We start from the raw sequence: 22657 nt of genomic DNA, 5'->3' as shown, positions 1-22657 counted from the left end.
TTAGATGTCGGACAGGCCGAGCACGTCGGCCATGGAGTAGTGCCCGGGCTTCTTGCCGTGTGCCCAGAGCGCCGCCTTCAGCGCGCCATGGGCGAACAGCATGCGGTCCTCGGCCTGATGCGACAGCGTCAGGCGCTCGAACGGGCCGAGGAAGGTGACGCTGTGATCGCCGGCGACGGTGCCGCCGCGCAACGAGGCGAAACCGATATTGCCCGGCCTGCGCGCGCCGGTGATGCCGTCACGGCCGCGCTCGGAATGGTCATCGAGGGTGACGCCGCGACCGCTGGCTGCGGCCTGCCCCAGCATCAGCGCGGTGCCGGATGGCGCGTCGACCTTCATGCGGTGATGGGTCTCGACGATCTCGATATCAAAACTCTGGTCGAGCGCCTTGGCGACGCGCTTGACCACGGCGGCCAGCAGATTGACGCCGAGGCTCATATTGCCTGATTGCACCACGACGGCGCGGTTGGTGACGCTCTTGATCACGGCGTTGTCGGAGCCGGACAACCCGGTCGTGCCGACGACATGCACGATCCCGCGCTGTGCCGCGATCGCGACATTGGCGATGGTCGCCGCCGGAACGGTGAAGTCGAGGATGCCGTCGGCCTCCTTCGACATCGCCCAGAGGTCAGCGGAGAGCTTGATGTCGTTGGCCGGCAGCCCTGCGAGCACACCGGCATCCTTGCCGAGCAGCTCCGAGCCGGGGGCCTCGAGCGCGCCGGCCAGCACCGCGCCTTTGCTCTCGGCAATCGCCCGCACCAGCGCGCGGCCCATCCGGCCACCGGCTCCAGCAACAATCAGGCGCATGTCGGACATGGTGTGATCCTCTCACGGCCGTTGTAGCGGGGGGACGCAGTTCCGGCAACCGAGGGGCAGGAACGCGCGGCATGCTTGCACCCTCCCCTGGGAGGGGTCCGAGACGAGCGTAGCTCGCTCGTGGGTCGCTGGGCATGCAGCGAAGCGGAATGCACAGCGGGGTGGGGTGACGGTCTCTCCCCGGCGCACAGTGCCCGAGTGGAGAGATCACCCCACCCCGCTCGCGCTGCGCGCGATCGACCCTCCCCCTCCAGGGGAGGGTAAGAGAGCGCCGCAGTCGAAATCTACGAGTCAGACGGCTGCGGACCGTCATAGCCCTCGATGATGATGAGATCGGCGACCGAGTGGGGCTGGCGCACCTTGATGTTGGCCTGGTACTCCGGCGAATTGTAGCAGGCGATCGCGGTCTCGTAGTCCGGGAATTCGATCACGACGTTGCGGGTGCGGCTAGCGCCTTCGACGGTGGTGAACTTGCCGGCGCGGACAACAAAGCGGCCACCCCACTTCTTGAAGATCGGACCATTGGCGACGGCATAGGGCTTGTAGCCCTCGTCACTGCTCACATCGACGCGCCCGATCCAGTAGCCTTTTGCCATTGTTCTTCTCCCTTGTTTGTTGATTAGCCGAGCGCTTGCGCGATCTCGGCCTGGATGGCTTCCGCAATCGCCTTCGGATCGGCGGCTTCGACGACCGGCCGTCCGACGACGAGATAATCGGCGCCGGCCGCGATCGCGCGGCCCGGCGTCATGATGCGCTTCTGGTCGCCGGTCGCCGAACCGACCGGCCGGATGCCGGGGGTGACGAGATGCATCTGGTGCCCGACGATCTTGCGCAAGGCCCCAACCTCCTCAGGCGAGGACACCAGTCCGTCGATGCCAAGCACCTGGGCCTGCTGCGCGCGGGCCTCGACCAGCTCGGAGACGCCGAGCCGATAGCCGGCCGCGTGCAGATCGTCCTCGTTGTAGGAGGTCAGCACCGTGACGGCGAGGATCTTCAGGCTGGAATTGCCGCGGCCTTCGACCGCGCCCTTCATGGTCTGCGGATAGGCGTGCACGGTGAGGAATGTGGCGCCAAGCCTGGTGATGCTTTCGACGCCTTGCATCACGGTGTTGCCGATGTCGTGCAGCTTGAGATCGAGAAAGACCTTCTTGCCCTTGTCGGCGAGCCTGCCGACCAGCGGCAATCCGCCGGCATAAGCGAGTCGGTAGCCGATCTTGTAGAAGCTGACGCTGTCGCCGAGGCGGTTGATCGTCGCCTCCGCGGCATCGACGCTGGGCAGATCGAGCGCGACGATCAGGCGGTCCTTGGGGGCGATCTCGGCTGGCGTCATGTCACCTCACATCATGCGTTGAGAAATGTCGATCAATCGCGCCACCAGCTCCTTCAACGCGGCGATGTCGCCCTCGTTCTTGAGCCTGTCCATATCGTCATAGGCCTGGTCGGCAAAGGCGAGCGTGAGCTGGCTGGCAATCACATTGGCGTGGCAGGAGGTCAGGATCAGCCGCAACGCCTGCAGCGCGCGAGCCGCACCGAGCCGGCTCTGCGAGGCGCCGGCGAGCGCGAAGGCGCGGTTGCGAAACACATCGCCGCGCGCCTCGTGCAGATCGTGCACGCGGCTGACCCAGTCGATCGCGTTCTTGAGCAGCGGCGGCACCGAGGCATTGTATTCGGGCGAGACGATCAGCACGCCATGATGCGCGCCGATCATGCGCTTGAGGTTGATCGCGTGCTTGGGCAGGCCGGACTTGGCCTGGAGATCGCCGTCATAGATCGGCAGCGGAAAATCGGCGAGCGAGATGCGGGTGACGTCGACGCCGGCCCGGGCGAATTCATAGGCTATGACGGCCGCCAGCTTCGCATTGTGCGAGCCGGTGCGCAGCGAGCCGGGAATGATCAGGATCTTGGGAGCTGACATTCAATCCAATGCGTTCGGCGAAACGAGCCCGCCGCGCAAAGAACCAAGCCGGCGGAATTAGTCCTTGCGATACACCCAGACGCGGGCCGGCGGAAGGTTCATCCAGATCCGTTCCGACGCCTCTGTGGACACGCCGGGCAGCGATTTCGGGATCGGCGGTACCACCGCATAGGTGAACTGGACGAAGGGCGCGCCCGGCGCGAGCGCCGTGAAGGCGTCGCGGATCAGCCGCAGCCGCGTCAGCATCGGTTTTGTCACGAGCGGCAGGCCGGAGACGACCGCGGAGGCCGGCGCGCTCAGGACGTTCCAGAGCGTGTCACGCAGGCGATAGGCGTCGCCCTGCACAACCTTGGCGTGCGGATAGCGGTCGCGCAGCAGCGCGCAGAAGCCGGGATTGTATTCGACGAGGACGAGACGTTTCTGGTCGACGCCGCGTTCGATCAGGGCTGAGGTGATGGCGCCGGTGCCAGGCCCGAGCTCGACCACGGGCGCGTCTGAATCGACATCGACATAATGGGCCATGGTCCGGGCCAGCAGCTTGCCCGACGGCATCACGGCGCCCATGTGCAGGGGCTTTTCGATCCATGATCTGAGGAAGCGCACCTCGTCATCGAGACGAGGCTTCTTCAACGCACGCGCGGACGATGGCAATGGCATGTCAGGACCGGACGGGACCGCGGGACCGCGTGTCAGAAAATGGTCATAAAGACGTATAGGCCGAAAGCGGTATGGTCAAGCCGGGTCAACTCGCCCGATTACCGAAGAAATCCTTGACCTTGGCGAAGAAGCCCTCGGATTCCGGTTGGGTGTTGCCGGAGGACAGCTTTTCGAACTCAGCCAGCAATTCCTGCTGCTTCTTGGTGAGGTTCTGCGGGGTCTCGACCACGACCTGAACATACATGTCGCCCATCTGGCGCGACCGCAGCACCGGCATGCCTTTTGATGCAATGCGGAACCGGCGGTTCGACTGGGTCCCGGCCGGCACCTTCACCTTGGCCTTGCTCTTCTCGATGGTCGGCACCTCGAATTCGCCGCCGAGCGCGGCCGTCACCATCGAGATCGGCACACGGCAATGCAGATCGGCGCCATCGCGCTGGAAGAACTGGTGCTGGGCCAGCGACAGGAAGATATAGAGGTCGCCGGGCGGACCACCGCGAACCCCGGCCTCGCCCTCGCCGGCGAGCCTGATCCTTGTGCCGTCCTCGACACCCGGGGGAATGTTGACCGAAAGATTCCGCTCGCGGGTCACGCGGCCTTGGCCCGAGCAGGACGGGCAGGCATCCTCGATCATCTGGCCGCGGCCCTGGCAGCCCGGACAGGTGCGCTCCAGCGTGAAGAAGCCCTGCGACTGCCGCACGCGGCCGGCGCCGCCGCAGCTCGAACAGGTCTTCGGCTTGGTTCCCGCCTTGGCGCCGATGCCCGAGCAGGCCTCGCAGGTGACCGAGACCGGAATCTCGATCTGCGCGGTCTTGCCGCCGAAGGCTTCCTCGAGCGTGATTTCCATATTGTAGCGCAAGTCGGCGCCGCGCTCGCGGCCGCCGCGGCCGCGCTGCCCGGCCATGCCGAACAGATCTTCGAAAATGTCGGAGAAGGAAGAGGCAAAGCCCGCACCGAAGCCGGCGCCGCCGCCGCCCTGCTCGAAGGCGGCATGGCCGTAACGGTCATAGGCGGCGCGCTTGTCCTTGTCCTTGAGGACCTCGTAGGCCTCGTTGATTTCCTTGAACTTGACTTCGCTGGTGTCGTCCCCGGGATTGCGGTCCGGATGGAACTTCATCGCCAGCTTGCGGAACGACGATTTCAAGACGGATTCGTCGGCATCGCGCTCGACTTCGAGGGTTTCGTAATAGCAGCGCTTGGTGGACGTGGACATGTGGGACTCGGTCTATCCAATCGCGATTCAAGTCGGAGCGAAACGACGTCGCCACACGACGATATAGGCAGCCTTCTGCTTGGCGGCAGAGGGCGGCGTGGCGGCGTTCAGCATAACGGCTGGGAATTGATCGATCGTAACGGGCGACCCGCCCGTCCGTCCCGACACGGCGGCCTCCCCCGCGAAGGAGGAGGCCGGTAGAGCGTGTGGGGTCCAAGCCGTCCGCATCATGACCCTCTTGGGGTTCAGGCGGACTTCTTGTTGTTCTTGTCGTCGTCGACTTCGGTGAATTCCGCGTCGACGACGTCGTCCTTGGCCGCGTCCTTCTTGGCGTCGGCCTCGGCCTGCTGCTTGTACATGGCCTCGCCGAGCTTCATCGAAGCCTGGGCCAGCGTCTGGGTCTTGGCCTTGATCGCCTCGGCATCGTCGCCCTTCAGCGCTTCCTTGAGGTCGCCGACGGCATCCTCGATGGCGCGGCGCTCGGTCTCGCCGACCTTCGAACCGTGCTCGGCCAAAGCCTTCTCGGTCGAATGCACCAGACCATCCGCCTCGTTCTTGGCGGTGACGGCCTCGCGGCGCTTCTTGTCGGCCTCGGCATTGGCCTCGGCGTCCTTGACCATCTTCTCGATGTCGGCTTCCGACAGGCCGCCGGAGGCCTGGATGCGGATCTGCTGCTCCTTGCCGGTGGCCTTGTCCTTGGCCGAGACGTTGACGATGCCGTTGGCGTCGATGTCGAAGGTCACCTCGATCTGCGGCATGCCGCGCGGAGCCGGCGGAATGCCCATCAGGTCGAACTGGCCGAGCATCTTGTTGTCGGCCGCCATTTCACGCTCGCCCTGGAAGACGCGGATGGTGACCGCGTTCTGGTTGTCCTCGGCGGTCGAGAACACCTGGCTCTTCTTGGTCGGGATCGTGGTGTTGCGGTCGATGATGCGGGTGAACACACCGCCCAGCGTCTCGATGCCCAGCGACAGCGGGGTGACGTCGAGCAGCAGCACGTCCTTGACGTCGCCCTGGAGCACGCCGGCCTGGATCGCAGCGCCGATCGCCACGACTTCGTCCGGGTTGACGCCCTTGTGCGGCTCCTTGCCGAACAGCTGCTTCACGACTTCCTGGACCTTCGGCATGCGCGACATGCCGCCGACCAGAACCACTTCGCCGATCTCACCGGCGGTGACGCCGGCGTCCTTCAGCGCCTTGCGGCAGGGCTCGACGGTCTTCTGGACGAGGTCGTCGACCAGCGCTTCGAACTTGGCGCGGGTGAGCTTCATCGTCAGATGCTTCGGGCCGGTCTGGTCCGCGGTGATAAACGGCAGGTTGATCTCGGTCTGCGTCGTCGAGGACAGCTCGATCTTGGCCTTTTCAGCGGCTTCCTTCAGGCGCTGCAAGGCGAGCTTGTCGTTGCGCAGGTTGATGCCCTGCTCCTTCTGGAATTCGTCGGCGAGATAGCCGACCAGGCGCATGTCGAAGTCTTCGCCGCCGAGGAAGGTGTCGCCGTTGGTCGACTTCACCTCGAACACGCCGTCGCCGATCTCGAGGATCGAAATATCGAACGTGCCGCCGCCGAGATCGTACACGGCGATCGTGCCGGTCTTGGTCTTGTCGAGGCCATAGGCGAGCGCGGCCGCGGTCGGCTCGTTGATGATGCGCAGCACTTCGAGGCCCGCGATCTTGCCGGCGTCCTTGGTCGCCTGGCGCTGGGCGTCGTTGAAGTAGGCGGGAACGGTGATGACGGCCTGATCGACTTTCTGGCCGAGATGGGCTTCCGCGGTCTCCTTCATCTTCTGCAAGATGAACGCCGAGACCTGCGAGGGCGAGTAGGTCTGGCCGTCGGCCTCGACCCAGGCGTCGCCGTTGGAAGCCTTCACGATCTTGTAGGGGACGAGCTTCTTGTCCTTCTCGACCATCGGGTCGTCGTAGCGGCGGCCGATGAGGCGCTTCACTGCGAAGAAGGTGCGCTCGGGATTGGTGACGGCCTGGCGCTTGGCCGGCTGGCCGACGAGGCGCTCACCGTCGTCCGTCACGGCGACGATCGAAGGCGTCGTGCGCATGCCTTCGGAATTCTCGATGACTTTGGCGTTCTTGCCATCCATCACGGCGACGCACGAGTTCGTGGTGCCGAGGTCGATCCCAATGACCTTTCCCATGGTCCTGATATCCTTGTTTTTGCGGCAGGTTGGCTGGGCCCAGAAGGCACCCGACCGAAACCCCCTAAGATCAAACATCCGCGATATTGCGATGATTGAGGCTCATATAGGAGGGGGGGAGGGGCCCGCAAGGACCGAAGCTACGTTTCTGCCGTGAAAACATTGGGTTTTGGACGATGATATCCGGGCTCAACCGCCCTTGCGGGTGAGGAATTATTAACAGGTTCAGGCTTCAGCAAGCCCCCGCTACCGCAAGTCCGCCCGCCCTGTTGCCGCACGCCCAAACCCGGTAAAAGGCGGACCGGCCGGTCAGCCGCCACAGCTGCTTCGCGCGACAATGCGGCCCGGTGGCCGACCATCGAACGGCCTCAATGTGAACCAATCAGAGTGCCCATGAAGCTGAACCGCCCCCTCGCCGCGCTCGCCCTCCTGATCGCCTCCGCGTTTCCGGCCCTCGCCGCCGATGCCGTGTTTCCGCCCGGCTTGCGCCTCGGCATGGTGCCGCTGGTCGGTCTCAGCACGGCAAAAACCTTTCCGGGCTTCGAGAGCGAGGACGGCAGCGTCAAGGTGTTGATCACCGAGCTGCCGCCGGCGGCCTATGGCGAGGTCGTGAGCGCCTTCAATTCCAATCCGGCCGGCGCCGGCGGCGTCAAGCAGGACAAGATCGAGACGCCGGCGGGCCTCGCCTATTTCACCACCGAAAGCGGCAAGGCCGGCGACACCCCGGTGAAGCGCTATTCGATGATCGTGCCGGGCGCCGGCTTCTCCGGCTATGTCGCGGTGCAGGTCCCGGAGAATGCGACCAAGATCTACACGGATGAGGCGGTGCGGCAGATGTTCGCCAGCACCGTCACCCGCAAGCAGGTCTCGGTCGAGGAGCAGATCGCGCTGATGCCGTTCAGGATCACCGATCTCGCCGAATTCAAGGACATCCGGACCCTCGCGCCGGGCAGCAGCATCATCCTCGCCGACGGCAATGAGAGCGCAGGCTATGAGTCGAAGCCATTCATGATCCTCGGTCTGATCGGCGCCACGCCGCAAGCCGCCGACGACCGCGCCCGCTTCGCCCAGGAGGCGGCGCTGCAGATCCCCGGCGTGCGTGAATCGCGCGTCACCATGTCCGAGCCGATCCGCATCAACGGCCAGCAGGGCTTCGAGACCCGGATCGACGGCGTCAGCGGCAAGGACAAGGTCCCGGTGACCGTGGTGCAGTGGATCCGCTTCTCGAGCGGCGGCGCCTCGCTGCGCATCATCGCCAGCGCGCCGCGCGACCAGTGGCTGGCCGCCTTCACCCGCTTCCGCGCCGTGCGCGACGGGATTCAGCCGAAGGGCTAGGCTACATCTCCGAACGAAATGCGCTCCCTCCCCCGCTTGCGGGGGAGGGTTGGGGAGAGGGTGCTTCCGCATAGGGGCACTCCCGATGTGGAGAGAGCCCCCACCCGGCCCTTCGCGCGACCTCCCCCGCAAGCGGGAGAGGTTGCACCGAGCACGCGGCAAGAGCCCCCCTCGCCACTACCGGCCGCATTTTCGGGCTTCTGTTCGTATACGAACGGAACTAGGCTTCGTCTCCGTTGGATCATCCTGGAGGGAGGCGAACGATGCTGGATCGGCGACAAGTCTTGGCAATGCTTGGAACGACGGCGCTGGTGACTCTCGCGCCCAACGCGCTCTTTGCAGCGGCATCGATCAAGCCGGACGATGCCTCCGCGCTGCTCGTGATCGACGTGCAGAACTGCTTCCTGCCGGGCGGCAGCCTCGCCGTGAAGGAAGGCGAGCAGGTGGTGCCCGTCATCAACAAGATCTCGAAGGCGTTTGCCAACGTGGTGATGACGCAGGACTGGCACACGCCGGGCCACATCTCGTTTGCGTCGGTGCATTCCGGCAAGAAGCCGTTCGAGACCGTCGACCTTCCCTACGGCAAGCAGGTGCTGTGGCCCGACCATTGCGTGCAGGGCACCGACGGCGCTTCGCTGTCGAAGGACCTTGCGATCCCGCACGCCGAGCTGATCATCCGCAAGGGCTTTCACAAGGACGTCGACAGCTATTCGGCCTTCCTCGAAGCCGACGGCAAGACCTCGACCGGACTTGCCGGCTATCTCAAGGGGCGCAAGATCAAGCGCGTCTTCGTCGCAGGGCTCGCGACGGATTTCTGCGTCGCCTGGACCGCGCTCGACGCGCGCAAGGCTGGCTTCGAGGTCTATGTGGTGGAAGACGCCTGCCGCGGCATCGACAATCAGGGCTCGCTGGCAAAAGCCTGGGCCGATATGGCCAAGGCCGGCGTGAAGCGGATTCAGTCTGCGGACATCGCGGTGAGCGCGTAGGACACGCGCGACACTGTCAGACCCTCATCCTGAGGAGCGCGCTTCTTCGCGCGCGTCTCGAAGGATGAAGGCCCCGCCGTTACATCTTGGCCTTCATGGTTCGAGACGCCGCGCAAACGCGCGGCTCCTCACCATGAGGGTCTGAAACTCAATTCGCCGCGCCGCTCGACTCGTTGTTGTTCGCCGCGGCCGCCGCCTTCGCGCCGCCCTTGGCGACACCGACCAAGGCCGGGCGCAGCACGCGCTCGCCGATGGTGTAGCCGGCCTGCATGATCTGCACCACGGTGCCTGACGGCACCGACGCATCGGGCACTTCGTACATCGCCTGGTGGAAGTTCGGGTCGAACTTCTGGCCCTGCGGATCGAGCTTCTTGACGCCGTGCTTTTCCAGCGCGTTGAGCAGCGAACGCTCGGTGAGCTCGACGCCCTCGATCAGCGCGATCAGGCCGGGATCGGCCGCGGCACGGGCCTCGGCCGGGACGGCATCGAGCGCGCGCTGGAGATTGTCCGCGATGTCGAGCACGTCGCGGGCAAAGCCGGTGATGCCGTAGAGCCGGGCGTCAGCGACCTCCTTGGTGGTGCGCTTGCGCAGATTCTCCATCTCGGCCAGCGTCCGCAACATGCGGTCGCGCGCCTCGGCGGCTTCCTTCTGCAACAGCTCGACCGAGCCGGGCTCGGGATCGTCGGGCATGATGTAGGGTTTTGACACCACGGGCTCGCCGGTCGCTGCAGTCGTGTCTTCGGGTTGCCGGTCTTGCTCGGTCATCGGCTCTAATCTCGAACTCGTTTCCAGGGATTGTTGGCCCGGATATCGTGCCTAAAGCGCCGAAAATCAAGCGCCCGTGATCGGCGGAAACGCCGGTCAGCCTCCCAAAAGGCGGCTGACGATGCGGGCGGCGTAGTCCACGGTCGGGATCACACGGGCATAATTCAGCCGTGTCGGCCCGATCACGCCCAGAACGCCGACGATATGGCCGGCGGCATCCCGATACGGTGAGATGATGGTGGAGGATCCCGACAGCGAAAACAGCTTGTTCTCGCTGCCGATGAAGATGCGCACGCCCTCGGCGGTCTCGGCGCGTCCCAGCAGGTCGATCACGCCGCGCTTGGTCTCGAGATCGTCGAACAGCAGGCGCACCCGTTCCAGATCCTCCAGCGCGTGCAGGTCTTCGAGCAGATTGGCGTGGCCGCGGACGATGAGCTGGCGATCCTCGTTCTCGCCGCCGGACCAGCTGGCGATGCCGGCGGAAATCACCTTCTGTGCAAGCTGATCGAGCTCGGCGCGGGCCTGTCCAAGTGCCGTCTCGAGCTCGAGCCGCGCCTCGGCCAGAGTGCGGCCACGGATGCGCGCATTGAGGAAATTGCCGGCTTCGGTGATTGCCGAGGAGGGAACTCCGGGGGGTAGCGACAGCACGCGGTTTTCGACCTGGCCGTCCTCACCGACCAGGATCACCAGCGCCCTCTCGGGTTCCAGCCGGACGAATTCGATGTGCTTCAGCCGCGCATTGGATTTCGGCGTCAGCACCACCGCGGCGGCCCGCGTGAGGCCGGACAGACGCGTCAGCGCCTGGTCCAGCGCTGCCTCGACCGATTGGGCCTGGCCGACGGAGGTGAGCTGGCTCTGGATCGACTGCCGCTCGGCCTCGTTGAGGTCGCCGACCTGCATCAGGGCATCGACAAAGAAACGCAGGCCGAGTTCCGTCGGCAGCCGGCCGGCGGAGGTGTGCGGGGCGTAGATCAGACCGAGCTGTTCCAGATCGGCCATGACGTTGCGGACCGAGGCCGGCGACAGCGGCATGGCGATAAGGCGCGAGATATTGCGCGAGCCCACGGGCTCACCGGTCGCGAGATAACTTTCGACAATTTGACGAAAGATGTCGCGAGAACGCTCGTTGAGCTGGGCGAGGCCTGCGCGCGGCGCGATCAGATGGATCGGATCGTGATGGGCCACAGACGGTAACTCCTCTCAGATGCTCATAATTTGTCCATCCAGGAGGGTTCTGACAAGCGTCGCGTTTGCAGGGTGGAAAACCGAGGGTGAAAAAGCCTTGTCCTTTCCCCTTGCCGCATACCCTCACCCCACCTACAAGCACCGCGAACAGCCCTATACCGACGAGTTTTGGAGGATTTCCCATGCGGCCAAGCCGCCGTGCGCCCGACGAATTGCGCCCCGTGACGCTGGAGCGCGGCGTGGTCAAATATGCGGAAGGCTCCTGCCTGGTGAAGTTCGGCGACACCCATGTGCTGGTCACCGCCACGCTGGAAGATCGCCTGCCGCCGTGGCTGAAGGGCCAGGGCCGCGGCTGGGTCACCGCCGAATACGGCATGCTGCCGCGCGCGACCTCCGAGCGCACCCGCCGCGAGGCTTCCGCCGGCAAGCAGAGCGGCCGCACCGTCGAGATCCAGCGCCTGATCGGCCGCTCGCTTCGCACCATCGTCGATCTCGAAGCGCTCGGCGAGCGCCAGATCACGGTCGATTGCGACGTGCTCCAGGCCGACGGCGGCACGCGCACGGCCTCGATCACCGGTGCCTGGGTCGCGCTCGCCGATTGCATCAACTGGATGAAGGCGCGCAACATGATCAAGGCCAACGTGATGCGCGACAACGTCGCCGCGATCTCCTGCGGCATCTACAACGGCACGCCGGTGCTCGATCTCGACTACGCCGAGGATTCGGAAGCCCAGACCGACGCCAATTTCGTCATGACCGGCGATGGCCGCATCATCGAGGTGCAGGGCACCGCGGAACGCGAGCCTTTTACGCAGGACGAGTTCCTGAAGCTGATCGCCTTGGCGCAAAAAGGCATCGCGCGTCTCGTGGACTTGCAGAAACTGGCTGTGGCGTAGTCAATAGGCCCATGCACCGCCGAATCACCGGAAAGCTCGTCATCGCCACCCATAATCCCGGCAAGCTGGCCGAGATGAAGGAGCTGCTCGCGCCGTACGGCATCGAGGCGGTGTCGGCCGGTGAGCTCGGCCTCGCCGAACCGGACGAGACCGGCAACGATTTCCGCAGCAATGCCGCGATCAAGGCGATCGCGGCGGCGCAGGCGACCAGGCTTCCCGCCTTTGCCGACGATTCCGGCATCGTGGTCGACGCACTGGATGGTGCGCCCGGCATCTACAGCGCGCGCTGGGCCGGCCCAGGCAAAGACTTCAACGCGGCGATGGCACAGATCGAACGCCTGCTGCAGGAGCGTGGCGCGACGAGCCCGGAGAAGCGCAAGGCGCATTTCGTCTCCGCGCTCTGCGTCGCCTGGCCCGACGATCATCTCGATGAGGTCGAGGCGCGCGTCGACGGCACGCTGGTCTGGCCGCCGCGCGGCACCGCCGGTTTTGGTTACGATCCGATGTTCCTGCCTGACGGATATGATCGCACCTTCGGCGAGATGGAGAGCATCGAGAAGCACGGCCTGCCGCCGCTTGGCCTCGGCCTGTCGCATCGCGCCCGCGCCTTCGTGAAACTGGCGGAGATCTGCCTTGAGCCGCGATAGAGCGTTTTCGAGCGAAGTGGATACCGGTTCGCGCCAGGAAAACGCGTCAAAACAAGAATCCGCAGCCTTCGGCGTCTACGTGCACTGGCCGTTCTGCCTGTCGAAGTGTCCCTATTGCGACTTCAACAGCCATGTCCGTCACGCCGCGATCGACGAGGCGCGCTTCGCATCCGCCTTCGCGCAGGAGATCGCGGCCACCGCCGAGCGCTCGCCCGGCCGTGAAGTCACCTCGATCTTTCTCGGCGGCGGCACGCCCTCGCTGATGCAGCCCGCAACCGTCGGCGCGGTGCTCGACGCGATCGGCAAGCACTGGACCGTCGCCGGCGATGTCGAGGTGACGCTGGAGGCGAATCCGACCAGCGTCGAAGCCACGCGCTTTGCCGGCTATCGCACCGCCGGCGTAAACCGCGTTTCGCTCGGCGTACAAGCGCTCGATGATGCCTCGCTGAAAGCTCTGGGCCGCCTGCACAGCGCGCGCGAGGCGCTCGATGCGGTCGCGATCGCGCGCCGCTCGTTCGATCGCTATTCGTTCGATCTGATCTACGCCCGTCCCGACCAGACGCCGGCGATGTGGGCCGATGAACTGCGTCTCGCTATCGACGAAGCGGCCGAGCATCTGTCGCTCTATCAATTGACGATCGAGGAGGGCACGCCGTTCTTCGGCCTGCACCAGGCCGGCAAATTGAAGACGCCGGACGAAGCGGTCTCGCGCGCGCTCTACGACGTCACGCAGGAGACCTGCGACAAGCTCGGCCTGCCCGCCTACGAGATCTCCAATCACGCGCGGCGCGGCGCCGAGTGCCGGCACAATCTGGTCTACTGGCGCGGTGAGGAATATGCCGGCATCGGCCCCGGCGCGCATGGCCGGCTCGACATCGACGGCGTCAGGCATGCGACCGCCACCGAGAAGCGTCCCGAGGCCTGGCTGATGCGGGTCGAGACCAACGGCCATGGTGTCGTCACCGACGATCTCCTCAACAGCGAAGAGCGCGCCGACGAATTCCTGCTGATGGGATTGCGTCTCGCCGAAGGCATCGACCCCGAGCGCTACAAAGCCCTCTCCGGTCGCCCGCTCGATCCGAAGCGCATCGCGCTCCTGCGCGAGGAAGGCGCGATCACGGTGGATGCGACGGGCCGGCTGCGCGTGACCAGCAGCGGTTTTCCGGTGCTGGATGCGGTGGTCGCGGATCTCGCGGCGTAGCGAGATGCCGTAGGGCGGGCAAAGGCGCACTTGCGCCGTGCCCACCTTCTCTCAGCAATTCGCATGAAGTTCGTGGGCACGCTTCGCTTTGCGCACCCTACGGCACCGTCGTCCTGAGCTACGCCCCAAAACTCTTCGGCGAGCCCGCGACCGCAACGCCGCCGCCGTTCGTCACTTTCATCACCGCAAGCCCGCGCTCATTGGTGCCATCCGCGCGGAAACGAAACAGGCCGTCGATGCCGGCGAAGCCGGACGGATTGGTCAGCACGTCGGGCGAGAAGCGCGTGGTGCCTTGCGTCCGCGCCAGCGCGGCGACCAGAGCGACCGCGTCATAGGCCAGCGTTGCGGTGCGAATCGGCTCCGCGCCGTATTTGGTGCGGTAGCGACCGGAGAAGGCGCGGAAGCCGGCCGGGTCGGGCGCGGCATAGAGGCCGCCTTGCAGGTTCGCATTCGCATAGACCCGCGGATTGTCCCACAGGCCGGTGCCGAGCAGCTGGATGTTGCGTAAGTTCGCGCCCGCCGCGGTCATCGCATCTGCGACCGTCACCACGGCATCGCCGTCATCGGCAATGAACAACGCATCCGCGCTGCCGAGCTGCTGCGCCACGGTGCGCGCCGGTGTGGCGCGATCGGCGCCGTATTTCTCGAAGGCGACGATGCGCCCGCCCCGGCGCGGCACGGCCGCCTTCACCGCGGCCTCGACGACATTGCCATAGGCATTGTCGGGCACCAGCACGGCGACGGAACGCTTTCCGATGCTGGCGGAATATTCGACGATGCGATTGACGTCGGACTCTGGCAGGAAGGAGAGCAGATAGACGCCGCGGCCGGCGATGCTGGAATCGGTCGAGAACGCGATCACCGAGATGCCGCGCGTGCGCGCGACCTGCGCCACCGCCGGCACCGATTGCGCGAACAGCGGTCCCAGAATGATCTCGGCGCCTTCGTCGACGGCCTGCTGCGCGGACGCCTGCGCGCCCTGCGGGCTGCCATTGTCGTCCTTGATCAGCAGCTGGATGTTCGGGTTCTGGAACTCGGCCAGCGCCATCTCGGCGGCGTTGCGCATGGATTGTGCGGCCAAGCCGGCATTGCCGGCGGCCGAGAGCGGCAGGATCACGGCGACCTTCACGCCGCCGGTGCCGGCGGTCGTCGCCTGTTGCGGGGGACCTGCGGGTTGAGCCGGCGGCGTCGAGCTCGAGAACGGGTTGGAGAACTGGCTCAGGCTCTGCTGCACGCCGGCGCAGGCCGACAGCAGGGGCGTGCCGAGCAACAGGCCGAGCGCGCTCCGGCGGGTCGCCCCTGACATCAGGGACCCCGGAACGGGAGATTTTGGATGAAGCGGGCCCACCATTTCAGCTTCTCTTCTGACCCGCCGGCGCCGGCCAGTCACGACATTCTTTCCACGACACAAGCCGCGGATTCAGGCATATTGTCGGCAAATAGTTAACCGAAACAAAAGGATAATAGCCGCTTAACGCGGCCGCCTTGCTGTCCCGGCAGCTGTTTGCCCTCGCTCATTCAGCATCAAGGCGGCGTTTCGGTCGCGAATATGGCGTGAGAGCCCTCACTCCCCCTCGACGTGATCCTGGATCGATCACATTCCCGTCCGTTCCTCGCCCCTCACCTCGGCACGATCTTTTTCGGCGAGCCGGTTCCCAGCCCTGCGGATCGTGCCTAAGTTGCTTTCATTATGCGCGCAAAGCCGGCCCCGATAAATACGCCTGAAGCTCAAGACGCCGCCTCGCGCGGTTTCTCCATCGATGCCCATCGGCTTGCGGCGCCGAAGGCGGCACCGGGCCTCCATCTGGTCGCAACCCCGATCGGCAATCTCGGCGACATCACGCTGCGGGCGCTCCAGACCCTCGCTGGCGTCGATGTCATCGCCTGCGAGGATACCCGCATCACCCGGCGCCTGACCGAGCGCTACGCCATCGCCGCGCAGCTCAAGCAATATCACGAGCACAATGCGGAAGCCGCGCGTCCAAAAATCCTGGAGGCGCTGGGGCAGGGCGGCTCGATTGCACTGGTCTCCGACGCCGGCACGCCGTTGATCTCCGATCCCGGCTTCAAGCTGGTGCGCGAGGTCTGCGCCGCCGGCCATGCGGTGTATGCCCTGCCCGGCCCGTCCTCGGTGCTGGCGGCGCTGTCGGTCGCGGCACTGCCGACCGACCGCTTCTTTTTCGAAGGCTTTTTGCCGGCGAAGTCAGCCGCGCGAAAGGCGCGCTTGACCGAGCTCGCGCGCATCGATGCGACGCTGGTGATGTTCGAGTCCGGCAACCGCGTGCAGGACACGCTCGCAGAGCTCGCCGAGATCATGGGAGCGCGCGAGGCCGCGATCTGCCGCGAGCTGACCAAGCTGCACGAGGAGATTTCGCGCGCACCGTTGAGCCAGCTGGCGCGCGAGGCCGATACGCTGGAGACGCGCGGCGAGTTCGTGCTGGTGATCGCTCCGCCAGCGGCCGACGCCGAGATGCTGACATCGGATGCGCTGGACGATCTCCTGCGCGAACAGCTTGCCGCGCACAGCGTCAAGGACGCCGTGGCGCATGCGGTCGCGCTCTCGGGCCGGCCGCGCCGCGAAGTCTATGCCCGCGCGCTCGAGCTTGCCAAAGACTTAAGGGGCGGCGATGGCAAAGACTGAGGTCCCGGCGGAACCGAAGGTCGCCTCGCCCGAGCGCGTCGCCGCGTTTCACACCGGCATCTCCGCGGAGAGCCGCGCAGCGGCCTATCTGATGGCCAAGGGTTACCGCATCCTGGCCAAACGCTACCGCACCCCGCATGGCGAGATCGACATCGTGGCACGCCGCCGCAATCTGATCGCCTTCGTCGAGGTCAAGGCGCGGGCCACGCTGGATGACGCCGCCTTCGCCGTGACGCCGCGCCAGCAGCAGCGCATCATCGCCGCCGCGCAAGGCTGGCTCGTGGCGCATCCCGAGCATGCCGAATTCGAATTGCGATTCGACGCCATGCTGATTGCGCCGCGCTCACTTCCGCGCCATGTGTTGGCGGCATTCGACGCCTCGACCTGAAAGGCAGACCATGAAACTGAACGTCGCCGTCCAGATGGACCCCATCGCCCGCATCAACATCAAGGGCGATTCCACCTTTGCGCTGCTTCTGGAGGCGCAGAAGCGCGGCCACGGCCTGTCCTATTATACGCCCGACAAGCTCTCGATGGTCGGCGAGGAGATCGTGGCGCCGGTTCAGCTCCTGACCGTGCGCGACGAGTCCGGCGACCATTTCACGCTCGGCGAACCCAGGCGCGAGGCGCTGAACGGCTTCGACGTGGTGCTGCTGCGCCAGGACCCGCCGTTCGACCTCGCCTACATCACCTCGACGCATCTTCTGGAGCGCATCCATCCGAAGACGCTGGTGGTCAACGATCCCGCCTCGGTGCGCAACGCGCCGGAAAAACTGTTCGTAATGAATTTTCCGCAGTTGATGCCGCCGACCCTGATCTCGCGCGACTTAGATGAGATCAACGCGTTCCGCGACAAGCACGGCGCCGTCGTCATGAAGCCGCTGCACGGCCATGGCGGCGCGGCGGTATTCCGCGTGATGCCGCAGGACATGAATTTCGGCTCGCTGTTCGACATGTTCTCGGTGACGTTCCGGGAGCCCTGGGTGATCCAGCAATTCATCCCCGAGGTGAAGCACGGCGACAAGCGCATCATCCTGGTCAACGGCGAGTTCGCTGGCGCAGTGAACCGCGTGCCGGCCACCGACGACCTCCGTTCCAACATGGTGCGCGGCGGCGCGGCGCAGGAGACCGAGCTCACCCCGCGCGAGCGCGAGATCTGCGCCACCGTCGGCCCGGCGCTGCGCGAGAAGGGCCTGCTGTTCGTCGGCATCGACGTCATCAACGGCAATCTCACCGAGATCAACGTGACCTCGCCGACCGGCATCCGCGCGATCGCGCGGCTTGGCGGGCCGGATGTGGCGGCGAAGGTGTGGGACGTGATCGAGCAGAAGCGGGCGAAGTAGCACTCTGCAATGATGACGTTGGGGAGCGCGCGAACTCTCCTCAACGTCGTCCCGGCGAACGCCGGGACCCATACTGCGGAATCTATCCGGGGAGCTTGGTCGCGGTACCGGGCGCTCAATCTTCGTCAAACTGCTCCCTGGGGTTATGGGTTCCGGCGTTCGCCGGGACGACACCGATGTTGTGGAGCGCTGCTGCGATCCCATTGGCATGATCGCACCCACCCACCACTAACCACCCATTCACCATGACGCCGCGCATGTCATTCGAACGGACGCTCCGTACTGCGTGAATCTACGGGGCCGCTGGCCGACCGGATAACGCCGCGTTCACCATCTGCCGAAAACCAGCATCGTGGCCGGCCATCGCATTCGGCCTCGCAACACCCCTTATACTTTTACTCCCTACTCATCGACGCGGGGGAACACGCCAGGTGCGGTTCGAGTGCCCCGCGTATGAGTAAAAGCGTATGAATACCGCACGCATTGTCGTTCTCGTCATCGCGCTGGGCGCCGGCGGCGTCGCGGCGTATCTGGCGAGCGGCTTCGACAACAAGCCCGCAATCGTTCTGCCCGCCGCCGAGAAGCTGCCGACCGTCGAGGTCCTCGTCGCCAAGTCCGACATCGGGCTCGGCCAGGCCGTGAAGCCCGAGGACCTGCAATGGCAGGCCTGGCCGGCAGCGACCGCGAGCAGCGCCTTCATCCGCCGCGACAGCAGGCCCGAGGCGCAAACCCAGATCGCCGGCTCGATCGCCCGCGTCCCGCTGATGCAGGGTGAGCCGATCCGCGAGCAGAAGCTGGTCAAGGCCGACGGCTCCGGATTCATGGCCGCGATCCTGCCCGCCGGGATGCGCGCCGTTTCCACCGAGATCTCAGCCGAGACCGCCGCTGGCGGCTTCATCCTTCCGAATGACCGCGTCGACATCGTCCTGACCCGCCGCCTGAAGAACCCCGACGGCGCCAACAACAACGGTCCGACCGGCGGCAACGATCTCGTCCTGTCCGAGGTCATCCTGACCAATATCCGCGTGCTCGCGATCGACCAGGCGCCGAAGGAGAAGGACGGCCAGAACGCCGTCGTCGGCAAGACCGTCACGCTTGAGCTCCGGCCCGACCAGGTCGCAGTGCTCGCAGCCGCGCGTCAGGGCGGCACGCTCCAGCTCGCGCTGCGGAGCATCGTCGATGCCAACGCAGTGGACGGCACGCCTGAGGACCAGGGGATCAAGCGTGCGGGCGGCGTGAACGTAATCCGTTACGGGGTGCAGGCACGGCAATTGACGTCACAGAAGTGATGATGGGGATAGCATGAACTACGGGGATGATCGGACGGGCGTGCGCCCTCGGGGGAAGCGCACGCGCTCGTTCTGGACGGGGACGATGCTGATGCTGGGGCTGCTCGCAGCCCCCGACCTGGTCAGCGCGACGGATGCGCCGGTCGGCGACCAGGCGCCGATGCAGGCACCGGATTTCGGCGTGTCGTCGGTCGCGACCATCGCACCGGCGAAGACGCGTTTTCTCTCGCTTGGCGTCGGCAAGTCCGTCGTCATCGACCTGCCTCGGGAGGTCAAGGACGTGCTGGTGGCCGATCCCAAGATCGCCAATGCAGTGATCCGCTCGGCCCAGCGCGCCTATATCATCGGCGGTCAGGTCGGCCAGACCAACGTCGTGTTCTTCACCGCCGACGGCCAGCAGGTCGCCTCCTATGACATCGCAGTGAAGCGCGACCTCAACGGCATGCGCGCGGCCCTGCGCCAGTCGCTGCCGGGCGTCCAGATCGAAGGCGTCGGCGACAGCGTGATGCTGACCGGATCGGTGTCGAGCCCGGTCGAGGCCCAGCAGGCCGGCGAGGTCGCCGCAAAGCTGGTCGGCGGCTCGGACAAGGTCGTCAACAGCATCGTCGTGCGCGGCCGTGACCAGGTGATGCTCAAGGTCGTCGTCGGCGAAGTGCGCCGCGACATCGTCAAGCAGCTCGGCGTCGATCTCAGCGCCAGCCTGAACGCCGGCACCGCGGTGGTGAATTTCAACAATTCCAACCCGTTCTCGGTCTCGGGCGGCCCGATCGTCGGCAGCAACGGGCTCGGCGTTGCCGGCCTCGCCAAGGGCGTCGCCACCGTCAGCGCCACCATGCGCGCAATGGAAAGCGCCGGCGTCATGCGCACGCTCGCCGAACCGAGCCTGACCGCGATCTCAGGCGAATCCGCCACCTTCATTGCCGGCGGCGAATTCCCGATTCCGGCAGGCTATTCCTGCGATCCGGTCACCCACGTCTGCACCACCCAGGTCACCTACAAGAAGTTTGGCATCTCCCTGAACTTCACCCCGGTCGTGCTCAGCGAAGGCCGCATCAGCCTGCGCGTGATGACCGAGGTCTCGGAGCTGTCGAATACGAATTCGATCACGTTGACGCAGGCGGTGTCCTCGACCTCGAGCAACTCGATCACCATCCCCTCGATCCAGACCCGCCGCGCCGAGACGACGCTGGAGATTCCCTCCGGCGGCTCGATGGCGATGGCCGGCCTGATCCAGCAACAGACCAAGCAGGCGATCAACGGCCTGCCCGGCGTCGACCAGGTGCCGATCATCGGCGCGCTGTTCCGCAGCCAGGACTTCGTCAACAACGAGACCGAGCTGATGGTGATCGTGACGCCCTATGTGGTGCGCGCGGTTGCTCAGAAGGAATTGGCGCGGCCCGACGACGGCTTCGCCCCGGCCTCGGACGCGCAGACCGCGCTGCTCGGCCGTATGAACCGCCTCTATGGCATCGCGCGTCGCGTCGATCCGATCGCCGGCGCGCCCGGCGATTTCGGCTTCATCATCGACTGAGACGAACGGACGGCTGGGGAACGGGGCGGGATTTGGGGCAAGAGGGGATGAAGCGATGACGAAGACGACAGCCGATCGACGTCGCAATCTGGGCGTCGCGCTGGCACTGACGGGACTCTCCCTCATGCTGGGCGCCTGCAACACCACCGGCGAGATCGTCACCCAGACGGTGCCGACCGACTATCGCCAGCGCCACCCGATCGCGGTGCAGGAAGGCAAGAAGTCAATCGTGATCTTCGTCGGCAAGGCGAGGGGTGGCCTGTCGGCCGCGCAGCATTCGGACGTCGCGGGCATCGCCCGGGACTGGGTGCGAGAAGGCACCGGCTCCGTCGTCGTCGACGTTCCCGTCGACAGCGCGAATTCGCGCGCGGCGGCTGCGACCTATCGGGAAATCCGTTCCGTGCTCGCATCCGGTGGCGTGCCGTCGCGTGCCATCGTCCAGCACCCCTATCGCCCTGAGGATCCCGGGCTGCTGCCCACCATCCGTCTGAGCTATTCGAAGATCGCCGCGGTCGCCGGCCCTTGCGGGCTGTGGCCGGAAGACCTCGGTCCTAACATCCTCGATCCCGGCTACAACGAGAATCGGCCCTACTTCAATCTGGGCTGCGCCAGCCAGCGTAATCTCGCCGCGATGATCGACAATCCGGCCGACCTGGAGCAGCCGCGATCCGAGACGCCGGCCTATACCGCGCGGCGCGACATCGCCTTTGATCGCTATCGCAAGGGCACTGCGATCTCGACTCCCAATTCCGAGGCCGACAAGGCCAAGCTCAGCGACACAGGCAAATGACGGGCATTCACGACGAAGAAGCGGACGATCCGCAGCACCCCGAGGAACACATTGCGCCGGTTCCCCGCATCTCGGTGCAGGCTTTTTGCGAGACCGATAAGACGCTCGCCGCGGTGACCGCGGCAGGGCAGGACCGCCGGCTCGCCAAGGCGCACCTCACCGCCAAGGACGGTGGCCTTGCCGCGGCGATCGAAGTCTATGAATCGATGCCGACGCCGAACGTGATCGTGATCGAATCCGACGGTACGCGCGACATTCTCGAGGGACTGGACGACCTCGCCGGCGTCTGCGACCCCGGCACCCGCGTGGTCGTGATCGGCAATCCCAACGACACCGCGCCCTATCGCGAGCTGGTGCGCCGCGGCGTCAACGATTACGTGGTGGGACCGGTCGAAACCCTCGACGTCGTCCGCTCGATCTGCAGCCTGTTCTCGGCCTCCGAGGCCATCATCACCGGCCGCGTCATCGCGGTGGTCGGCGCCAAGGGCGGCGTCGGCGCCTCCACGGTCGCGCACAATGTGGCCTGGACCATCGCGCGTGACCTCGCGCTCGATTCCGTCGTGATTGACCTCGACCTCGCCTTCGGCACCGCGGGCCTCGACTACAACCAGGACCCCGTGCAGGGCATCGCCAACGCGGTGCTGTCGCAGGACCGGCCGGACACGGCGCTGATGGAGCGCCTGCTCTCCAAATGCACCGAGCGCCTCAGCCTGCTCGCGGCGCCTGCCACCCTCGACCGCGTCTATGATTTCGGCGCCGAAGCTTTCGACGCCGTGTTCGACACGCTGCGCATGACCACGCCCTGCATCGTGCTCGACGTTCCCCACCAATGGTCCGGCTGGACGCGGCGCGCACTGGTGAACGCCGACGACATCGTCATCGTGGCCGAGCCCGATCTCGCCAATTTGCGCAACACCAAGAATATGCTGAGCGTGCTGAAGGCGGCGCGGCCGAACGACCGGCCACCGCTGTACTGCCTCAACCAGGTCGGCATGCACAAGCGCGCAGAGATCGAGGTCAAGGCGTTCGCCAAGACCATGGAAAGCCAGCCGATCGCGGTGATCCCGTTCGATTCGAAACTGTTCTCCACCGCAGCCAATAACGGCCAGATGATCGCGGAGGTCTCCAAGAGCCACCGCACCACCGAGCTGTTCCAGAACATGGCGAACCGCCTCGCCGGGCGCGGCGAGGTGAAGAAGCCGAAGCGCTCGCTGCTCGGACCGCTGCTGAAGAAGCTGAAGGGCAAGTCAAGCCGCAACTCGGCGCCGCATCGCAAGGCGTCGTAAGCGTACACCAAAA

Annotated in this window: 22 protein-coding genes; 12 read left to right on the top strand and 10 right to left on the bottom strand. The window is 65.7% G+C overall.

Annotation, left to right across the window (positions count from 1 at the left end):
• The 7 genes from dapB to dnaK form a co-directional block, all read right to left on the bottom strand.
• Complete coding sequence (gene dapB / locus BM190_RS00610; protein ID WP_026202940.1) at positions 1–816, bottom strand: 4-hydroxy-tetrahydrodipicolinate reductase; 816 nt, start codon at positions 814–816, stop codon at positions 1–3.
• A gap of 284 nt (positions 817–1100) precedes the next feature.
• Positions 1101–1412, bottom strand: coding sequence for a DUF1330 domain-containing protein (locus tag BM190_RS00605; RefSeq protein WP_092251380.1), 312 nt, complete (start codon positions 1410–1412; stop codon positions 1101–1103).
• Between the two features lie 23 nt (positions 1413–1435).
• The gene (gene pyrF, locus BM190_RS00600; protein WP_018323494.1) at positions 1436–2146 is read right to left on the bottom strand and encodes an orotidine-5'-phosphate decarboxylase; all 711 of its coding nucleotides are present in this window, start codon (positions 2144–2146) and stop codon (positions 1436–1438) included.
• Between the two features lie 6 nt (positions 2147–2152).
• Positions 2153–2731, bottom strand: a complete 579-nt coding sequence (locus tag BM190_RS00595; RefSeq protein ID WP_092251379.1) for an NADPH-dependent FMN reductase — start codon at positions 2729–2731, stop codon at positions 2153–2155.
• A 57-nt stretch (positions 2732–2788) separates the two neighbouring features.
• Positions 2789–3388 (bottom strand): class I SAM-dependent methyltransferase, encoded by a 600-nt coding sequence (locus tag BM190_RS00590; RefSeq protein ID WP_092251377.1) that lies wholly within the window; start codon positions 3386–3388, stop codon positions 2789–2791.
• Positions 3389–3473: 85 nt separating this feature from the next.
• On the bottom strand, positions 3474–4601 hold the full coding sequence (dnaJ, locus tag BM190_RS00585) for a molecular chaperone DnaJ (RefSeq protein ID WP_018323497.1): 1128 nt from the start codon (positions 4599–4601) through the stop codon (positions 3474–3476).
• Between the two features lie 245 nt (positions 4602–4846).
• A complete protein-coding gene (dnaK, locus tag BM190_RS00575) occupies positions 4847–6748 on the bottom strand; it encodes a molecular chaperone DnaK (RefSeq protein WP_092251376.1) in 1902 nt (633 codons plus the stop codon).
• Positions 6749–7141: 393 nt separating this feature from the next.
• Between dnaK and BM190_RS00570 the strand changes: the two genes are divergently transcribed.
• Both BM190_RS00570 and pncA read left to right on the top strand, forming a co-directional pair.
• The gene (locus tag BM190_RS00570; protein WP_177236837.1) at positions 7142–8083 is read left to right on the top strand and encodes a hypothetical protein; all 942 of its coding nucleotides are present in this window, start codon (positions 7142–7144) and stop codon (positions 8081–8083) included.
• 263 nt (positions 8084–8346) lie between these two features.
• Positions 8347–9069 carry a bifunctional nicotinamidase/pyrazinamidase gene (gene pncA, locus BM190_RS00565; protein ID WP_092251374.1) on the top strand — a complete coding sequence of 241 codons (723 nt, stop codon included), beginning with the start codon at positions 8347–8349 and terminating at the stop codon, positions 9067–9069.
• Between the two features lie 148 nt (positions 9070–9217).
• On the opposite strand, the gene grpE is transcribed toward pncA, so the two are convergent.
• Together grpE and hrcA are read right to left on the bottom strand one after the other, a co-directional pair.
• Positions 9218–9835, bottom strand: a complete 618-nt coding sequence (gene grpE, locus BM190_RS00560) for a nucleotide exchange factor GrpE (RefSeq protein WP_018323501.1) — start codon at positions 9833–9835, stop codon at positions 9218–9220.
• 96 nt (positions 9836–9931) lie between these two features.
• Positions 9932–11020, bottom strand: a complete 1089-nt coding sequence (gene hrcA, locus BM190_RS00555) for a heat-inducible transcriptional repressor HrcA (RefSeq protein ID WP_018323502.1) — start codon at positions 11018–11020, stop codon at positions 9932–9934.
• Positions 11021–11202: 182 nt separating this feature from the next.
• Here hrcA and rph point away from each other — a divergent pair, with 182 nt between their 5' ends.
• The 3 genes from rph to hemW are packed head-to-tail and all read left to right on the top strand — an operon-like array spanning position 11203 to position 13764.
• Positions 11203–11916, top strand: coding sequence for a ribonuclease PH (gene rph / locus BM190_RS00550; RefSeq protein ID WP_018323503.1), 714 nt, complete (start codon positions 11203–11205; stop codon positions 11914–11916).
• A gap of 11 nt (positions 11917–11927) precedes the next feature.
• On the top strand, positions 11928–12563 hold the full coding sequence (rdgB, locus tag BM190_RS00545) for an RdgB/HAM1 family non-canonical purine NTP pyrophosphatase (RefSeq protein WP_092251373.1): 636 nt from the start codon (positions 11928–11930) through the stop codon (positions 12561–12563).
• Positions 12564–12579: 16 nt separating this feature from the next.
• Positions 12580–13764, top strand: coding sequence for a radical SAM family heme chaperone HemW (gene hemW / locus BM190_RS00540; RefSeq protein ID WP_092251371.1), 1185 nt, complete (start codon positions 12580–12582; stop codon positions 13762–13764).
• Between the two features lie 118 nt (positions 13765–13882).
• On the opposite strand, the gene BM190_RS00535 is transcribed toward hemW, so the two are convergent.
• Positions 13883–15115 (bottom strand): penicillin-binding protein activator, encoded by a 1233-nt coding sequence (locus tag BM190_RS00535; protein ID WP_177236836.1) that lies wholly within the window; start codon positions 15113–15115, stop codon positions 13883–13885.
• Between the two features lie 339 nt (positions 15116–15454).
• On the opposite strand from BM190_RS00535, the gene rsmI reads away from it, so the two are divergent.
• The 7 genes from rsmI to BM190_RS00500 all read left to right on the top strand — a co-directional run bounded on the left by rsmI (position 15455) and on the right by BM190_RS00500 (position 22644).
• Positions 15455–16405: a 16S rRNA (cytidine(1402)-2'-O)-methyltransferase gene (gene rsmI, locus BM190_RS00530; protein ID WP_092251369.1), complete on the top strand. Its 951-nt coding sequence runs from the start codon at positions 15455–15457 to the stop codon at positions 16403–16405.
• Positions 16392–16793: a YraN family protein gene (locus tag BM190_RS00525; RefSeq protein ID WP_092251366.1), complete on the top strand. Its 402-nt coding sequence runs from the start codon at positions 16392–16394 to the stop codon at positions 16791–16793. Before rsmI ends, BM190_RS00525 begins: the two co-directional genes overlap by 14 nt.
• A 10-nt stretch (positions 16794–16803) precedes the next feature.
• Positions 16804–17748 carry a glutathione synthase gene (gene gshB, locus BM190_RS00520; protein WP_092251365.1) on the top strand — a complete coding sequence of 315 codons (945 nt, stop codon included), beginning with the start codon at positions 16804–16806 and terminating at the stop codon, positions 17746–17748.
• A gap of 467 nt (positions 17749–18215) precedes the next feature.
• Positions 18216–19037, top strand: a complete 822-nt coding sequence (cpaB, locus tag BM190_RS00515) for a Flp pilus assembly protein CpaB (protein WP_092251363.1) — start codon at positions 18216–18218, stop codon at positions 19035–19037.
• A 13-nt stretch (positions 19038–19050) separates the two neighbouring features.
• Positions 19051–20568, top strand: coding sequence for a type II and III secretion system protein family protein (locus BM190_RS00510; protein WP_092251361.1), 1518 nt, complete (start codon positions 19051–19053; stop codon positions 20566–20568).
• Between the two features lie 55 nt (positions 20569–20623).
• Positions 20624–21358: a CpaD family pilus assembly protein gene (locus BM190_RS00505; RefSeq protein ID WP_092251359.1), complete on the top strand. Its 735-nt coding sequence runs from the start codon at positions 20624–20626 to the stop codon at positions 21356–21358.
• Complete coding sequence (locus BM190_RS00500; protein ID WP_092251357.1) at positions 21355–22644, top strand: CpaE/TadZ family protein; 1290 nt, start codon at positions 21355–21357, stop codon at positions 22642–22644. The genes BM190_RS00505 and BM190_RS00500 overlap by 4 nt, the downstream gene beginning before the upstream one ends.
• Positions 22645–22657: the final 13 nt, after the last annotated feature.

It is taken from the genome of Bradyrhizobium sp. Rc3b, from assembly GCF_900114915.1.
Taxonomy (GTDB): Bacteria; Pseudomonadota; Alphaproteobacteria; order Rhizobiales; family Xanthobacteraceae; genus Bradyrhizobium.
Note: the sequence above shows the minus strand (reverse complement) of the source record. Positions and strands in the feature narration are given on the sequence as shown.

What these genes read in the sequence shown, in the direction of transcription:
- dapB (WP_026202940.1), bottom strand. Translation starts at nt 816, where the DNA reads ATGTCCGACATGCGCCTGATTGTTGCTGGAGCCGGTGGCCGGATGGGC.
- BM190_RS00605 (WP_092251380.1), bottom strand. Translation starts at nt 1,412, where the DNA reads ATGGCAAAAGGCTACTGGATCGGGCGCGTCGATGTGAGCAGTGACGAG.
- pyrF (WP_018323494.1), bottom strand. Translation starts at nt 2,146, where the DNA reads ATGACGCCAGCCGAGATCGCCCCCAAGGACCGCCTGATCGTCGCGCTC.
- BM190_RS00595 (WP_092251379.1), bottom strand. Translation starts at nt 2,731, where the DNA reads ATGTCAGCTCCCAAGATCCTGATCATTCCCGGCTCGCTGCGCACCGGC.
- BM190_RS00590 (WP_092251377.1), bottom strand. Translation starts at nt 3,388, where the DNA reads ATGCCATTGCCATCGTCCGCGCGTGCGTTGAAGAAGCCTCGTCTCGAT.
- dnaJ (WP_018323497.1), bottom strand. Translation starts at nt 4,601, where the DNA reads ATGTCCACGTCCACCAAGCGCTGCTATTACGAAACCCTCGAAGTCGAG.
- dnaK (WP_092251376.1), bottom strand. Translation starts at nt 6,748, where the DNA reads ATGGGAAAGGTCATTGGGATCGACCTCGGCACCACGAACTCGTGCGTC.
- BM190_RS00570 (WP_177236837.1), top strand. Translation starts at nt 7,142, where the DNA reads ATGAAGCTGAACCGCCCCCTCGCCGCGCTCGCCCTCCTGATCGCCTCC.
- pncA (WP_092251374.1), top strand. Translation starts at nt 8,347, where the DNA reads ATGCTGGATCGGCGACAAGTCTTGGCAATGCTTGGAACGACGGCGCTG.
- grpE (WP_018323501.1), bottom strand. Translation starts at nt 9,835, where the DNA reads ATGACCGAGCAAGACCGGCAACCCGAAGACACGACTGCAGCGACCGGC.
- rph (WP_018323503.1), top strand. Translation starts at nt 11,203, where the DNA reads ATGCGGCCAAGCCGCCGTGCGCCCGACGAATTGCGCCCCGTGACGCTG.
- rdgB (WP_092251373.1), top strand. Translation starts at nt 11,928, where the DNA reads ATGCACCGCCGAATCACCGGAAAGCTCGTCATCGCCACCCATAATCCC.
- BM190_RS00535 (WP_177236836.1), bottom strand. Translation starts at nt 15,115, where the DNA reads ATGGTGGGCCCGCTTCATCCAAAATCTCCCGTTCCGGGGTCCCTGATG.
- rsmI (WP_092251369.1), top strand. Translation starts at nt 15,455, where the DNA reads ATGCGCGCAAAGCCGGCCCCGATAAATACGCCTGAAGCTCAAGACGCC.
- BM190_RS00525 (WP_092251366.1), top strand. Translation starts at nt 16,392, where the DNA reads ATGGCAAAGACTGAGGTCCCGGCGGAACCGAAGGTCGCCTCGCCCGAG.
- gshB (WP_092251365.1), top strand. Translation starts at nt 16,804, where the DNA reads ATGAAACTGAACGTCGCCGTCCAGATGGACCCCATCGCCCGCATCAAC.
- cpaB (WP_092251363.1), top strand. Translation starts at nt 18,216, where the DNA reads ATGAATACCGCACGCATTGTCGTTCTCGTCATCGCGCTGGGCGCCGGC.
- BM190_RS00510 (WP_092251361.1), top strand. Translation starts at nt 19,051, where the DNA reads ATGAACTACGGGGATGATCGGACGGGCGTGCGCCCTCGGGGGAAGCGC.
- BM190_RS00505 (WP_092251359.1), top strand. Translation starts at nt 20,624, where the DNA reads ATGACGAAGACGACAGCCGATCGACGTCGCAATCTGGGCGTCGCGCTG.
- BM190_RS00500 (WP_092251357.1), top strand. Translation starts at nt 21,355, where the DNA reads ATGACGGGCATTCACGACGAAGAAGCGGACGATCCGCAGCACCCCGAG.